The organism is Ensifer sp. ENS07 (assembly GCF_014852185.1).
In the GTDB taxonomy this organism is placed as follows: domain Bacteria; phylum Pseudomonadota; class Alphaproteobacteria; order Rhizobiales; family Rhizobiaceae; genus Ensifer; species Ensifer adhaerens.
The window spans coordinates 197,025-211,583 of the sequence record NZ_JACVBE010000004.1 but is presented as its reverse complement, the minus strand read 5'-3'; the positions used below and the strand labels follow the sequence as shown (position 1 = coordinate 211,583).

16 protein-coding genes are annotated in these 14,559 nt (G+C 64.2%); 10 read left to right on the top strand and 6 right to left on the bottom strand.

From position 1 onward, the window contains the following. Positions 1-73 precede the first annotated feature (73 nt). Positions 74-1,894, bottom strand: a complete 1,821-nt coding sequence (locus tag IB277_RS15950) for a hypothetical protein (protein ID WP_090296284.1) — start codon at positions 1,892-1,894, stop codon at positions 74-76. A 136-nt stretch (positions 1,895-2,030) separates the two neighbouring features. On the opposite strand from IB277_RS15950, the gene IB277_RS15945 reads away from it, so the two are divergent. Genes IB277_RS15945 through IB277_RS15930 form a run of 4 tightly spaced genes read left to right on the top strand, consistent with a single transcriptional unit; the run spans position 2,031 to position 4,395 of the window. Then, positions 2,031-3,092, top strand: coding sequence for a glycosyltransferase family 2 protein (locus tag IB277_RS15945; RefSeq protein ID WP_049811024.1), 1,062 nt, complete (start codon positions 2,031-2,033; stop codon positions 3,090-3,092). Further along, positions 3,089-3,796: a class I SAM-dependent methyltransferase gene (locus tag IB277_RS15940; RefSeq protein ID WP_060580604.1), complete on the top strand. Its 708-nt coding sequence runs from the start codon at positions 3,089-3,091 to the stop codon at positions 3,794-3,796. Before IB277_RS15945 ends, IB277_RS15940 begins: the two co-directional genes overlap by 4 nt. A 3-nt stretch (positions 3,797-3,799) precedes the next feature. Then, on the top strand, positions 3,800-4,168 hold the full coding sequence (locus IB277_RS15935) for a transporter (RefSeq protein ID WP_244546751.1): 369 nt from the start codon (positions 3,800-3,802) through the stop codon (positions 4,166-4,168). Between the two features lie 17 nt (positions 4,169-4,185). Then, positions 4,186-4,395, top strand: coding sequence for a hypothetical protein (locus tag IB277_RS15930; protein WP_090296281.1), 210 nt, complete (start codon positions 4,186-4,188; stop codon positions 4,393-4,395). A gap of 4 nt (positions 4,396-4,399) precedes the next feature. On the opposite strand, the gene IB277_RS15925 is transcribed toward IB277_RS15930, so the two are convergent. Further along, positions 4,400-5,179, bottom strand: a complete 780-nt coding sequence (locus tag IB277_RS15925; RefSeq protein ID WP_090296279.1) for a helix-turn-helix domain-containing protein — start codon at positions 5,177-5,179, stop codon at positions 4,400-4,402. A 77-nt stretch (positions 5,180-5,256) separates the two neighbouring features. Between IB277_RS15925 and IB277_RS15920 the strand changes: the two genes are divergently transcribed. Continuing rightward, complete coding sequence (locus tag IB277_RS15920; RefSeq protein WP_051659679.1) at positions 5,257-5,712, top strand: hypothetical protein; 456 nt, start codon at positions 5,257-5,259, stop codon at positions 5,710-5,712. Positions 5,713-5,778: 66 nt separating this feature from the next. Here the strand turns inward: IB277_RS15920 and IB277_RS15915 are convergent, their stop codons facing one another. Continuing rightward, the gene (locus IB277_RS15915) at positions 5,779-6,765 is read right to left on the bottom strand and encodes a Gfo/Idh/MocA family protein (protein WP_110818557.1); all 987 of its coding nucleotides are present in this window, start codon (positions 6,763-6,765) and stop codon (positions 5,779-5,781) included. Positions 6,766-6,964: 199 nt separating this feature from the next. Here IB277_RS15915 and IB277_RS15910 point away from each other — a divergent pair, with 199 nt between their 5' ends. Both IB277_RS15910 and IB277_RS15905 read left to right on the top strand, forming a co-directional pair. Further along, positions 6,965-7,915, top strand: a complete 951-nt coding sequence (locus IB277_RS15910; RefSeq protein WP_029742451.1) for an aldo/keto reductase — start codon at positions 6,965-6,967, stop codon at positions 7,913-7,915. A gap of 19 nt (positions 7,916-7,934) precedes the next feature. Next, positions 7,935-8,408, top strand: a complete 474-nt coding sequence (locus tag IB277_RS15905; protein WP_090296277.1) for a GNAT family N-acetyltransferase — start codon at positions 7,935-7,937, stop codon at positions 8,406-8,408. Here IB277_RS15905 and IB277_RS15900 read toward each other — a convergent pair. Then, a complete protein-coding gene (locus tag IB277_RS15900; protein WP_034804634.1) occupies positions 8,360-8,995 on the bottom strand; it encodes a hypothetical protein in 636 nt (211 codons plus the stop codon). The two genes, IB277_RS15905 and IB277_RS15900, sit on opposite strands and share 49 nt — an antisense overlap. Before the next feature lie 78 nt (positions 8,996-9,073). Further along, on the bottom strand, positions 9,074-9,964 hold the full coding sequence (locus IB277_RS15895) for a LysR family transcriptional regulator (protein ID WP_034804636.1): 891 nt from the start codon (positions 9,962-9,964) through the stop codon (positions 9,074-9,076). Positions 9,965-10,213: 249 nt separating this feature from the next. On the opposite strand from IB277_RS15895, the gene IB277_RS15890 reads away from it, so the two are divergent. The 3 genes from IB277_RS15890 (at position 10,214) to IB277_RS15880 (ending at position 12,065) form a co-directional block, all read left to right on the top strand. Then, positions 10,214-11,209: an aldo/keto reductase gene (locus tag IB277_RS15890; RefSeq protein ID WP_034804639.1), complete on the top strand. Its 996-nt coding sequence runs from the start codon at positions 10,214-10,216 to the stop codon at positions 11,207-11,209. A 98-nt stretch (positions 11,210-11,307) separates the two neighbouring features. Beyond that, positions 11,308-11,670 carry a nuclear transport factor 2 family protein gene (locus IB277_RS15885; RefSeq protein WP_034804642.1) on the top strand — a complete coding sequence of 121 codons (363 nt, stop codon included), beginning with the start codon at positions 11,308-11,310 and terminating at the stop codon, positions 11,668-11,670. Beyond that, on the top strand, positions 11,667-12,065 hold the full coding sequence (locus IB277_RS15880) for a VOC family protein (RefSeq protein ID WP_192371317.1): 399 nt from the start codon (positions 11,667-11,669) through the stop codon (positions 12,063-12,065). Before IB277_RS15885 ends, IB277_RS15880 begins: the two co-directional genes overlap by 4 nt. Before the next feature lie 61 nt (positions 12,066-12,126). Here the strand turns inward: IB277_RS15880 and pheT are convergent, their stop codons facing one another. Continuing rightward, entirely contained in the window at positions 12,127-14,553 is a 2,427-nt protein-coding gene (gene pheT, locus IB277_RS15875; protein WP_090296274.1) for a phenylalanine--tRNA ligase subunit beta, read from the bottom strand. Positions 14,554-14,559 lie beyond the last annotated feature (6 nt).

Below are 14,559 nucleotides of genomic sequence, written 5' to 3'. Positions count from 1 at the left end.
TGCCTCTTTTACCGCACCCTTCGCCGAAGGCCAGCACATCCCTCACGCTTTCCACGCGCCAGGGGCGTGGCGCTCAAGGCGCCAGCGTATAGAGCCGGATGGGCGAGCCTTCCGAAACCGGCAGGGGCGACAGGAATGCCGGCACGCGCCCGGCGGCGAGATCCGCATAGAGACCACGCGGAGCGCGGGCAGCTATGACCTGCGTTTGAGCGTCAACGGCGCAGAAGGCGAGCACCGGCTGCCCCAGCTGGTGCAACAGGACGGCGGCGGCTTCGGGCTCGGCCAGGCCGATCTTCAGCTCGCGGAGCATGCCGCCGGCATTGCGATGATAGGGCGCGCTGAGCACGCGGTGTTCGGTGCGGCGAAGCAGCGTCGCGCCGATATCCGACGGTCCGACGACCAGCGACGGCGCCAGCCGCCCAATATCGGCAAGGGCGGCGTCGGTCAGGCACGCCTCGCCGTTCGTGACCGCTGCTTCCGCGGCAGCAAACCCGCTGATCCCCTTTTCCGCAAGCGTTCCGGCAACGGCCCACATCGCCGGAACGGAAACGAGCAGCGCTCCGACATAGAGAAGGGAGGCGCGGGCGCCAGCCGTTCCGCCGCTCGACCGCGCACGCAGGTCGGCAAGCAGCAGGGCCATCGGCACGATGGCGAGCAGGTTGGAAAATGCCATACCGCGGACCTGGACGAGGGCGATCGCCAGGCTCGAAAGCACCAAGGCAAGGAGCACCAGATGGAGATCGATCCGGTCGCGATGCAAGATGCGCCAGAGGCAGATGGCCGAGGCAAAGGCGCCGGTGAAATAGTAGGCGCCGATATTGGTCGGCTCCTGCGCAGCGATCAGCGTGACGGAACGGGCTTCGGAGATATGGTCGAGCCAGAGCTCGATGAGCAGCGGATCGAGACCGGCCAGTGGATTACCGAGGCATTGCGGCGCCACCGACAGGGCGACCGCGGCAACGACGAGACCGCAGAGAGCGAGCGCGCCGAAGCGCAGCGCTGGCGCGCGGTGGCTGACAGTGGCGGCGGCGAGCGCGAGGAGGACGCCTCCCGTCAGCGCCAGCGAATAGAAGGCGATCGAGAGATTGTCGCAGGTCGCGACGAAATAGAGGCGCGGCGGGACGGTCGAAAAGAAGATGACGCTGAGGCCGGCTGCCAGCGAGAGGCCGAAGGCGACGGTCGAACGCGCGGCCGTCTGGCCGGCCCAGAGCCACTGGCAGGCAACGATTGCGCAGACGACCGCCACGAGTGGCGTGGTTTCGGCACCTACGGCGATCGCGAGTGCGGCCGCCGCTCCCGCAAGCGCATAGTTTAGGGCACGATACCGTCGATCGACGAGCATCGCCGCCATGACCGCGGCCAGCACCAGTTGCACATTGTGGTGATCGATGGCCCCCCCGAGGAAACGGTTCGAGGTGGCGATGAAGATCGCGGTCAGCCCCAGGCAGAAATGCATGGCGACCGTGCCGCCGGCACGGCGTCCGGCGAGCCCCATCGCCGCAAGCAGCCCGACCGCGAGCGCCATCGGCCAGATCGCAAGCGCCAGGACTTCCGCCTGCTCCACGCCGACAAAAGGCCGAAAAATCAACATGAGCCCGGCGATCGGCAGATCGATCAGGCGCGACCAGTGCATCAGCGTTCCGCCCTCGAGCCCCAGGCGGGGCTGGGTGAGGTCGAACCAGCTCTGTCCGGCGAGGAGGTCGCGCACCTCGACCAGGCGCATGGCATCGTCATTGTCGCGGCCGAGATAATCCGGCGCCCGCATGAACTGGGTGACGAGGAAAAGAACCGTGGGCACGCCATAGGCGAGCACCATCCCAAGGAGGCTCGACGAGAGCCGCCGCTGCCTGGGCGTAGCCGCCATTTCCGGTAGTGCCGCCATTCCGCTCGACATAGGTTCCCGCCCTCTAGATCGCGTGGATCTTACGTCCCTGCGATCAAGAAAGCGTAAAGCGCGCGGCGGCGAGGCCGGTCGCTTCGACCGGCCCGCGCGGCGCACCTTGGCGTCTTGTTAACACCCTGATCCTATGATGGCGCGATCCAACAGCAACCGAGCCACCTTGATGTTCGACCGCTTCAACATCGCCGTTCTCCTGCCTTGCTACAACGAAGCATCGACCATCGGACAGGTGGTCGAGGGTTTCCAGACGGCACTACCGACGGCGCGAATTTACGTCTACGACAACAACTCGACCGACGGCACGGCGTTGAAGGCGATGCTTGCCGGCGCGACCGTCGTACGTGAACGCCGGCAGGGCAAGGGGCACGTGGTGCGCCGCATGCTCGCCGATATCGACGCCGACATCTATGTCATGGCCGACGGCGACAGCACCTATTGCCCGACCGATGCGGAAGACCTGATCCGCACCTTGATCACCGAGCGCGCCGACATGGTCGTCGGCACGCGGCGCGGCGTTCACGACGATGCCGGCAGGCAGGGTCACGCCTTCGGCAACAGGCTTTTCAACATTCTGTACCGGGAAATTTTCGGTACCGATTTCAACGACATCTTCTCCGGTTACCGCGTGCTCTCGCGCCGCTTCGCCAAGAGCTTCCCGGCGATTTCCAACGGCTTTGAAATCGAAACGGAGATGTCCGTCCATGCCTCGCGTCTCAAACTGCCGGTCGCGGAGCTTGAACTGGACTATGGCCGGCGCCCGGAAGGTTCCCATTCCAAGCTGTCGACGTACAAGGATGGCGCCAAGATCCTCTGGACCTTCGCCATGCTCATGAAAGAAACGCGGCCCTTCACGTTCTTCGGCGTGATCGCCATGGCGTTCTTTGCGACGAGCATCGGCTTCATGATGCCTGTCTTGCTCGAATATTTCGCCACAGGCCTCGTGCCGCGCATGCCGACCTGGGTCCTCGCGCTGGCCATGCTGATGATGTCGATCATCATGTTCACCGCAGGCCTGATCCTCGATTCGGTCTCGCGCGCCCGCACCGAGCAGCTCCGGCTGCACTACATCGCGACACCGGTACGGGCTGCGCCGCTGGAGAAGGTCGATAGCGGCGTCGCTCTGCCCCGGGGCGAGGACCAGGAAGCCGGCTTGCAGTCGGCACCACGCATTGTGCGGGAGCGCCGCGGATGAACCGGGAAACGACCAACCGCATACGCTTCCTGATCGAAGACGTCATGCCGCCGATCCTCAGGGATTCGCGCCTGTTCAAGGGTATGGCGAGCCTCGCCTGGGGCAAGCACATCGCCCATCTCGCCGACTTTCGCGCACGGGCGCCGTTCCTGTCGGCGAACGAGTACGAGGACCTCTACCGGCAGCACCCAAGAGTGCACGAGGGAACGGACAATTCCGAAGCCTGCGTGCGCAAGATCGCGGCAAGCGTCGTCGGCGACAGCGTCTGCGACGTCGGTTGCGGCACCGGCGTTCTGTTGAAGCGTATCCGGGAAGCCAAGCCCGACCTTAAACGCCTCGCCGGTGTCGACTTCGCCATCGACGATGCGGCCCGGATCGAAGGCATCGAATATCACGCCGCGATGATCGAGGACCTGCCCTTTGCGGACGGCGAATTCGACACGGTCGTCTGCACGCATGTGATCGAGCACATTCTCGACTACCGCAAGGCGATCGCCGAGCTTCGCCGGGTCACTCGCCGGCGCCTGATCATCGTCGTGCCGCGCGAGCGCGAGTACCGCTACACCTTCAATCCGCACTTCAATTTCTTTCCCTATACCCACTCCTTCCTGCGGGCGATGCATCCCGTTCCGGCCGAGCACACATGCGTCGATATCGGCCGCGATATCTTCTATTGCGAAGACAGAACTGCCGCGGCGGAGTGAGGCATGGCGATGAACCTCAATCTCACGCCCACCGTCTGGTTCGGGCTGTTCTTCACGCCGGTGCTGATCTCGGCCGGGCAGATCCTCTTCAAGCTGACAAGCGCGAAGACCGGGAATGCCAGTGCCCAGGGGCTCCTGGCTCTGGCCCTCAGCCCTACCCTGCTGATTGCGCTCGCCGTCTATGGCATCGGCACGATCATCTGGATCTTCACGATCAAGTCGGTGCCACTGACGATCGCCTATTCCTTCATGGGTCTTACCTTCTGCATCGTGCCGCTGCTTGCCGCCGTCTTTCTCGGCGAGGCGGTGACGCTGCGCTACGCCTTCGGCGCCGCGCTGATCATCAGCGGCATGATCATCATCAACTCCTAAGGGGATAAGCGGGCCTCATGATCGTCACCGCATCCTTCGTCCTCGGCATTGCCATATGCGGCCTCAAATCCGCCCGCGCCTGCCTGTTTGCCGGCACGGGGCTGCTGGCGCTTGCCGGCGCAAACGGCGACTGGATCCAGGCGGCGGCAGCGATCGGCGCTTACAACATGGGCGTCGCGCTGATGATTTGCGGCGCGATTGCCATCGGCCTGGAGCGCGACCGATAGCCGATCATCCCTTGCGTTCGAAAAACGTCCTGGTCTCCTCGTCGGCCGGAAAGAAAGATTCGATCAGCACCCCCTCGACCAGCGCATCCTGGGTCGAGCCGAAGGTCTGAAGCGTGGTGATGAAGCTTAAGCGCAAGCCGCCGACGTCGAGCTCGATCGGCAGCACCGGCAACCGGTCAGTGTCCGGATGGTTTTCGGTCGCACGCGTCACGGCCGGATTGGACGCCGCTTTTTCCAGCCGCTTGCCGAGGCGGCTGCGGGGACCCTGCAGCCAGGCTTCGGTTCTGACCCGCTGCACCAGATCGGCGGCCGCGGCCTCCCAGTTGACGACCAGCTTGCGCACATTGTCGTTGCCGAGAAAGGTGTCGAGAAAGTTCTCGCCGGGCTGGAACGGAATGTCGGCGGCAACCGCGAGGCTCGCCAGCGCCGGATTGACGACCAGCAGTGTATACTCGTGATCGAGCACCAGCCCCGGATAGGGATCGTGGCGCGCCAGGATCAGCCTGATGGCATTGGCAACGACCGGCGGCATGGCGTCCAGCCCGGAGGCGGGCCGCGTCGCCATCCGCGGTCGATAGCCGGCTGCCGAAAACAGCGTGCCCTGGTCGCGGGCGGGGACTTCCAGCACCGAGGCCAGCCGCAGGATCATGCCCTCCGACGGTTTCGAGCGGCCGGTTTCGAGAAAGGACAGGTGGCGCGCCGAGATGCCGGCGGCAACCGCAAGATCAAGCTGGCTCATGCGGCGATGCCCGCGCCATTCCTTCAGATGTTCACCAAACTGCATGGATCGTGATTCTCCGTTCTGCCGGAGAGTGGCGCGCGCCGGTCGTAAAATCCATTACCTCAGAGGTAATTGGTTTGATGACACCGAACCGGCAATCTCCGGTCATCGACAAACCGATGGAGCCGACGATGAACCTCTCGAACCGCAGCCTGCTCAACAAGACCTTCCTTGCCGACGGCGTCTACTCTCTTGCCGTCGGCGCCGTGCTGATCCTTTTTGCCGCCCCGCTTGCTTCGCTCTTCAGCCCCGCCGCGACAGCGCCGATGATGAAGATCCTCGGCGTCGGGTTGGTATTTTGGGGGATCTTCCACCTTGCCGCGGCGCGCAACGGCGGGCCGGTCGCAGCAGCGGCACGCGTCAGCATCGCTGGCGACATCCTTTGGCAGGTGGCAAGCGTAGCACTGCTGGTCGCGGCTTACCCGTTCCTCACAGTCGCGGGTATCGGCTTCATCGTCATCGGCCTGATCACGGTCGCCGACTTTCTGATCTTCAAGCTGCGCGGCCTTGCGCGGGAACAGGCAGCGATTGCCTGACGGGATGATCGCTGGAGATGAAGAGGAACGGGCCTGCCGGCAAAACCAGCGGGCCCTTTCCGTTGATCAGATGGTCTCCCAACCGTCCTTGGCGCTGGCGCGGTAGATCGCGTCGATGAATTTCTGATTGAGGCGGGAGTTTTCCAGCGTCACCACTTCCTCGTCCTCGCCCTTGGCCGCGCGGGCGAAAGCCTCCGCCTGGAGCTTGTACTGGCGCGCGTCCTGGAAGCGGAAAAGCTGGGATTGGGCGTGGTTCTGGTTCGTCAACTCCACTTCCTCGCGGCCATAGCGGTCAGCGTTGAAGGGCGACTTCACCTCGATGAAGCCCTTGTCGCCATGGAAGACCATGACCTGGCGGGCCGCCAACTGGGTGGAGATGTAGAAGCTCAGCTCGAAGTCGCCGAAATCGGCGCGCACGCTCGAATAGATATCCGTGCCGAATTCCGGATCGCGATCGGTGTTTGCCTGAACGCGCACCGGCTCCTTGGCCGTGACGAAGCGGGTGGTGATCGTCGGGTATACGCCGATATCCGGCAGGCCGCCGCCACCGAGCGCCGGGATGTTGCGCATGTTGTTGGGGTCGCGGTTGAAATAGGTGAAGGCGCCCTGGACGTGGCGCAGCCGGCCGATCGCGCCTTCGGCGATTAGGGCGCGGACCTTTCGCCAGACCGGGCTATAGGTGACCATGAAGGCTTCGGCGATTACGACGCCGTTGCGGTCACGTGCGGCGATGAGCTGGTCGATCTCAGAGGCGCGCAGGGCAATCGGCTTTTCGCAAAGCACATGCTTGCCGGCATTGGCGGCCTTGACCGACCATTCCACATGTTGCGCCGTCGGCAGCGGAATGTAGACCGCATCGATGACATCGGAAGCGAGCATCTCTTCGTAGGAACCGAAGGCGTGCGGCGCGGAGAAGCGATCGGCCATTGCCCGGGCCTTGGCGAAGTCGCGGCTGGCGACAGCCGAGACGACGGCATTTTCCGCATCCTGAATGGCCGGCACGACGAGGTCGCGGCCGATCCTGGCCGTGGACAGAATTCCGAAACGTAACATGACAAGGCTCCCTGATTTGGTGGCAGAGACTAGCGCCGAGGTACGTACCTAGCAAGCGGCAGTGAGCGGTTTGGCGAAGAAGTACGACGTGCAGAAAGTTGCCGAAAGGCGGGTGACAATGTCAGCTTTTCTGCCCTATCTTTCCTTCGCAATCCTCCCGATCGCAACATGCCCTCATCCAGTCCAATGGAGCGAAACCATGGAAAAACTGAGACTTGGCCGCACCGACCTGACAATTGCGCCCCTCGTCTTCGGCGGCAATGTCTTCGGCTGGACCGCCGACGAGAAGACCTCTTTCGCGCTGCTCGACGCCTTTTTCGATGCCGGCTTCAATGCCATCGACACCGCCGATGTCTATTCCTCCTGGGCGCCCGGCAATCAGGGCGGCGAGTCCGAAACGATCATCGGCAAGTGGCTGAAACAGTCGGGCCGGTCGCGCGACAAGGCCGTCATCGTCACCAAGGTCGGCTCGGAGCTCGGCCCCGACCGCAAGGGGCTTTCGCGCCGCTGGATCCTGCAGGCGGTCGAAGATTCGCTGAAGCGGCTCCAGACCGACCATATCGATCTTTATCTCTCGCACTGGCCAGACCCCGACACGCCTTACGAGGAGACGCTTGCGGCCTATGACCAGCTTCTGTCCGAAGGCAAGGTGCGGGCGATCGGCGCCTCCAACCTGAACTCGCTGCAACTGCGCGAGGCGCTCGACGTGTCCGCCAACCAGGGCCTGCCCCGCTATCAGGTGCTGCAGCCGGAATATAATCTCTACGACCGCGACGCATTCGAAGGACCGCTGCGCGACCTCTGCATCGCCGAGGAGATCGGCGTCATCAGCTATTTCGGGCTGGCGCGGGGCTTCCTTTCGGGGAAATACCGCACCCACAAGGACCTCGAAGGCTCCGTGCGCGGCAGCGGCGTCGAGAAATATCTCGACGGACGCGGCATGCGCATCCTTGGCGTTCTCGACGACATCGCGGCCGACACGGGCGCGACCCAGGCGGAAATCGCGCTCGCCTGGATCCGGACACGCAAGGGCGTCACAGCGCCGATCGCCAGCGCCACCAGCCTTGAGCAATTGCAAAGCCTCATTCGCTCCGCGGAACTCAAGTTGTCGGACGAGGCGGTGCAAAAACTCAACGACGTCGGTGAGTGACGGGAGCAAAAACCACACAATGGCATTGACGATACGCGCCGCGACTGGCGGCGACGAGGCGGACTGGCGCCGCCTCTGGGCTGGCTATGTCGCCTTTTCCGGCACCGATCTCGCCGAAGACATCATCGACCTCACCTGGAAGAGGCTTATGGATCCCGCCGCACCGCTCTTTGCGCGGCTGGCGATGCTCGACGGGCAGGTGGTCGGCTTTGCGATCTGCCAGGAGCAGCTCGCCACCTTCTTTCGCCAGTCGATATGCTACATCGAGGATCTCTATGTCGATCCTGCAGCGCGCGGCCAGGGCGTGGCGCGGGCGATGATCGACGATCTCATTGCGCATTGCCAGGAGAAGGGCTGGGACCGGCTCTACTGGTACACCGAGGCCGACAATGCGACGGCGCGGCGGCTCTATGACCGCTACTCCGGCACCGACGAGCACGTGCGCTACAAGGTGAATATCGGCGCGGCCCTCAAATCCGGAAACCCGGCATAGGCCTCGGCGTGGCGGCCGGCCTGGTTCTCCATGCCGGCCTTGGTCAGGACACCGCGCGGCTCAACGAAGCTCATGATCCGGCGCGCCGGCCGCTCGTGCCACTGGATGTTGAAAGCCCATAGCTTCGGGAAAAAGCAGAGCGAGGCGTAGGGCAGATGGTCGTGGATCCACCAGGCGATCGACTGCCAGCCGCCGATCTCGCCGCGTCGATCCCAGACCCAGGGAATGACGATGCAGGCGGTGGCGCCGATGCACCCGTCGGCATCGCGCATGTCCCAGATGTGGTCGGCGGCAGAGGCCGCATTGGTCGAGCAGTTGAGCCCATTGGCATTGCCGAAGCCGTTGACGGCGCGGTTGCGGTAGCCCGAGCGGATGACGAGGCGGCCGAAGGTCGCTTCCAGCGGTTCCAGCAGTTCCTCGCAGAGACGGCGCCCGGCCTCGATCGCCAGATCCGGATCATCGGGAATGTTCGGGATACGGTAGAAGTCGGCGATTTCCGAATGCAGGAAATCGCGAAAGAAGAAGTTTCGAGAAAGCCGCACCCGGCCGAGATCTTCAAGACCCTTCATCGAACCGGGCTTTTTCATAGGCCTTCCTCTCATCAAGACACGAAACCAATGGCATTCCATCCGGGCCCGTCGCGCCACCCGATTTTGCGCCGGCTGCTATCCGCTGTGCCGGAAGAAGTCGATGAAAGCGCGCAGTGCCGGCCGCATCTGCCGGCGGCTCGGATAGTAGAGATAGGGGCCGGCATAGGGCGCGCACCAGTCCTCCATGACGCGCACCAGCTTCCCTTCGGCAATCGCGGTCTCGACCCGTGAGAGGAAGAGATAGGCGAGACCGGCGCCGCCCATTGTCGCCTTGATGATCGGCCGGTCCTCGCCAAGGATCAGCGGTCCCTCGACCGATACCGTCAATTCCTCGCCATGCTTCTCGAATTCCCAGCGATAGAGCGTGCCGTTGGAGAAGCGCCGGCGGATGCAGCGATGCTGCGCGAGGTCGCGCGGATGCTGCGGCCGGCCATAGCGTTGGAAATATTCGGGAGACGCGACGACGGCGCTTTCCAGCTCCGGGCCGACCTTCACCGCGATCATGTCGGCCTCCAGGCTCTCGCCGAGCCGGATGCCGGCGTCGAAACCTTCTTCGACGATATCGGTGAAGCCGTCCTCGTTGGCGATTTCGAGCACGATCTCGGGATACCGATCCAGGAAGGCGCCCAGGCGCGGCGCCAGGATCAGATCGGCAGCGAACCGCGGTGCGGTGATGCGCAGATTGCCGGCCGGGCGCTCGCGGGCGTCGGCGGCTGCCTCCAGTGCATGGGCGATCTCGTCGAGCGCCGGCGCCAACCGTTCGAGCAGCCGGCGCCCCTCCTCCGTCGGGGCGACGCTGCGGGTGGTGCGGGCAAGCAGACGAATGCCGAGGCTCGCCTCGAGGCTGCCGACGGCGTGGCTGACGGCCGAAGGTGCGACGCCCAGTTCGCGCGCGGCACCACGAAAGCTGCCGTGGGCGGCGACGGCGGCCAATACCGCGAGTTGGGAGAGCTGTGTTCTGTTCATTGATCGAAATAATAGAACAGCCCGTGAGAATTGACAGTGATTTTCAGCCGCCCCATCGAGCCCTATTCTTCACATGTCGCCAGCGTCAGGACGAAGCGAGGAGCTCGTCTGGCGATGAGGCAGAGGAACCCGTCGCGCCGCCACAAAAGGGCGTGGGCGGCGGTGCCACCCACCATTTCATGCCTCGGACGATAGACGTGCGCTCCCAACGCGCTAGCTCCGACGCATGGCAGCCATAAAGGACACGACATGAAGACCCGCAAACTCGGAAGTGAGCTTACCGTCTCCACCATCGGCCTTGGATGCATGGGCATGAGTTTCGCCTATGGCGCTGCGGACGAAGCGGAATCGATCCGCACGCTGCAGCGCGCCGTCGATCTCGGCGTCACCTTCTTCGACACGGCCGAAGTCTATGGTCCCTTCGAGAACGAAAAGCTCGTCGGCAAGGCGCTCGGCCCGGTGCGTGACAAGGTGGTCATCGCCACCAAGTTCGGCTTCCGCATCGAGACCGGCGTGCCGAGCGTCCAGGCGATCAGGGGCGTCGACGGCCGGCCGGAGCATGCGAAGGCGGTAGCGGAAGCCTCGCTCAAGCGGCTCGGCACAGATGTCATCGATCTCTACTACCAGCACCGCGTCGACCCTGACGTACCGATCGAGGACACCGTCGGCGCCATGGCCGAGCTGGTGCGCGAGGGCAAGGTGCGCGCGCTCGGCCTTTCGGAAGCGAGTGCCGCCACCATCCGCCGCGCCCACAAGGTTCATCCGATCGCCGCGGTGCAGAGCGAGTATTCGCTGTGGACGCGCGATCCGGAAGAAGACGTGCTTGCCACTTGCCGCGAACTCGGCATCGGTTTCGTGCCATACAGCCCGCTTGGACGCGGCATGCTGACCGGCGCGATCCGCAAAGCCGAGGATCTGGAAGCCGACGATTTTCGCCGCTCGCTGCCGCGGTTCCAGGCGGAGAACTTCGACGCCAACGTCCGACTGGTCGAGACGCTGCAGGCGCTGGCCGAGGAGAAGGGCGTGACCGCCGCCCAGCTGGCGCTCGCCTGGGTCATCAACCAAGGCGATTTCATCGTGCCGATCCCGGGTGCCCGCAAGCTCGACCATCTGGAGCAGAACGCCGCCGCTGCGGAAATCCGGCTCACGGTCGAAGAAACCACCCGGCTGTCCGACGCACTCTCGCCGACCCTGGTCGCAGGAAAACGCTACACCGACGCCTCGCTGGCACTCACCAATCGTTGAGCCAAAATTTCTCTCCGCTCTCCCAGCGGAGAGAATGCCCATCGAAATTCCCGCTGAACGCACTACCTCTGAGCAACAAGCAACTGGGGAGGAGCGGGATGTCCGACGAGCAGGCGATCAGTGCAGTGGTGCACCTCTATGTGGACGGCATGGCATTTGCCAACGAAGGGGCGCTGCGCAAGGCGTTCCATCCCGATGCGGCGATCATCGGCAACTACCAGGGCGCGCTCGAATGGATGACGCGTGACGGCTTCATCAAGGCGATCCTCGATACCGGTGCGGCACCACCCGGAACACAGCCGGAAATGGACGTGCAGATGATCGACATCACCGGCGACGCCGCCACGGTGAAGGTCATCGACAGCTTCGCCGGAGAGCGCTTCTCCGATTACCTGTCGCTGGTGAAGATCGACGGCCGTTGGCTGATCGTCAACAAGATCTATCACCTGCACGCGCAATGACGGACGGCGGACCCGAGTCCACATCGACCGGCCGGCTGCTCGCCATCGACCATGTGCAGCTTGCGATACCGGAAGGCGGCGAAGACTTGGCGCGCGGCTTCTATGGCGGGTTGCTCGGACTGACGGAGGTCGTCAAGCCCGCCAATCTGCTTGGCCGTGGCGGCTGCTGGTTCGAGCGGGGCAGCATCCGCCTGCACCTCGGCATCGACCAGGATTTCGTGCCGGCGCGCAAGGCCCATCCGGCCTTTTTGGTCGACGATCTCGAGCGGATGATCCTCAGGCTCGAAGCCGGCGGCGTGACGATCGCCGAGGACGAGCCGCTTGCCGGCTACCGCAGATGTTATGGCAACGACCCGTTCGGCAACCGCATCGAGCTGATGCAGCGCGCGCAATAGGCCGCAACGAAAAGGGCCGCTGCGGTGCAGCGGCCCTTCGGTATCGGTTTTGTCGATCGGATCAGGCGCGCAGTACGCCGCCGGTCGTCTTCGTCACATTGGCGACGATCTTGGCGGTGAGCGCCTCGAAATCCTCGTCGGTGAGCGTACGCTCGACCGGCTGGATGGTCACCTCGATGGCGATCGACTTCTTGCCTTCGCCGAGCGATGCACCCTCGAAGACGTCGAAGACGCTGACGCCGGTCACCAGCTTGCGGTCGGCACCCGAAGCGGCGCGCAGGATTGCGCCGGCTTCCACGGCCTTGTCGACAACGAAGGCGAAGTCGCGCTTGACCGCCTGGAACGGCGAGAGATCGAGCGCCGGCTTGGTGCGGGTCGCCTTCTTCTTCGGCTCCGGCATGGCATCGACATAGATCTCGAAGCCGCAGAGTGCGCCGGAGACGTCGAGCGCTTCCAGCGTCTTCGGATGGAACTCGCCGAAGGTGCCGAGAACGATCTTCGGGCCGAGCTTGATCGTGCCGGAGCGGCCCGGATGATACCAAGCGGGACCGCCCGGTTCGAACTGGACGTTGCCCATCGGCACGCCGCAGGCTTCGAGCACGGCAATCGCGTCGGCCTTGGCGTCGAACACGTCGACCGGCTTGCCGCCGCCCTTGGCGGCGTTCGACCAGAGACGACCTGCACCGTTCAAGGAAGCCGTGCCGCGACGAATGCCGCCGGCTACGCGGCGCTGCGCGTCCGCCGTATCGCCTTCATAGGTGCCGGAGACTTCGAAGATCGCGACGTCGCCGAAACCCTTGTCGGCATTGCGCTGGGCAGCCGTCAAAAGGCCCGGCAGCAGCGACGGGCGCATGTCCGACATGTCGGAGGCAATCGGGTTCGCAAGCTTCAGTGCCGGTGCGCCGCCGCCAAAGAGCTTTGCCTGCTCTTCGGAGATGAACGACCAGGTAACGGCTTCGAGCATGCCGCGGCTGGCAAGCGCGCGCTTGGCAAGGCGCGTGCGGATCTGCAGCGTCGTCAGGATCTTGCCGTTGACGGTACCATGGCTCGGCAAGGGGGCTGCAACGATGTTGTCGACGCCGTGGATGCGCATGACCTCTTCGACGAGATCGGCCTTGCCGTCGACATCGGGACGCCAGGAAGGAACCGACACCTTGAAGCGGTCGCCAGAACCTTCGACGCCGAAGCCGAGCTTTTTCAGGATCGAGACGCTTTCCTCGGAGGAAACCTCAAGGCCCGTCAGGCGCTTCACTTCGGAAACCGGGAAGTCGACGATCTTCGGCTCATGGCCGGCATAACCGACCACTTCCGCCTTGGCGGCGGTGCCACCGCAAAGCGCGAGCACCAGTTCTGTGGTGCGCTCGAGACCGGGCACCATATATTCCGGGTCGACGCCACGCTCGAAGCGGTAGCGCGCATCGGTGATGATGCCGAGCGTGCGGCCGGTCTTGGCGATGTTCATCGGGTCCCAGAGAGCCGATTCGATCAGGACGTCGGTGGTGTTCTCGTCGCAGCCGGAATGTTCGCCGCCCATGACGCCGCCGATCGACTCGATCGCCTTTTCGTCGGCGATGACCACGTTGTTGGGACCGAGCTTATATTCGCGCTGGTCGAGCGCCAGCACCGTCTCGCCGTCCTTGGCGCGGCGGACCGTCAGGTTGCCCTTGACCTTGGCGGCGTCGAAGACGTGCATCGGCCGGCCCTGGTCGAAGGTCATGTAGTTGGTGATGTCGACCAGCGCATTGATCGGGCGGAGGCCAATTGCCAGCAGGCGCTGCTGCATCCACTTCGGCGACGGGCCGTTCTTGACGCCGCGCACCAGGCGCAGCGAGAAGCCCGGGCAGAGATGCCTATCTTCGCCGAGATCGAGCGTCAGCTTGGTGGGCGTGTCGCCTTCCACCTTGAAGGCCGGCGCCTTGCGCGCCTTCAAGGTGCCGAGGCCGGAAGCGGCGAGGTCACGGGCAATGCCGTAGACGCTGGTGCAATCCGGCCGGTTCGGCGTGAGGTTGATCTCGATCATCGGATCGTCGAGGCCGGCATAGGTCGCATAGCTCGTGCCAACGGGTGCGTCGGCCGGAAGGTCGATGATGCCGTTGTGGTCCTCGGAGATCTGCAGTTCCTTTTCCGAGCACATCATGCCGCGGCTTTCGACGCCACGGATGGTGCCGACGGCGAGCGTCACGTCGATGCCGGGAACATAGGTACCGGGGGCTGCAAAGGCGCCGACCAAGCCGGCGCGCGCATTCGGTGCGCCGCAGACGACCTGGATCGGAGCGCCGGCGCCGGTGTCGACCATCAGTACCCGCAGCTTGTCGGCGTTCGGATGCTGCTCGGCCGAAACGACCTTGGCGATGACGAAGGGCTTGAAGGCGGCCTTGTCGTCGACGTCTTCCACTTCGAGCCCGATCATCGTCAGGCGCGCGCAGATGTCTTCCAGCGAAGCGTCGGTTTCAAGGTGGTCCTTGAGCCAGGAAAGCGTGAATTTCATGATTTC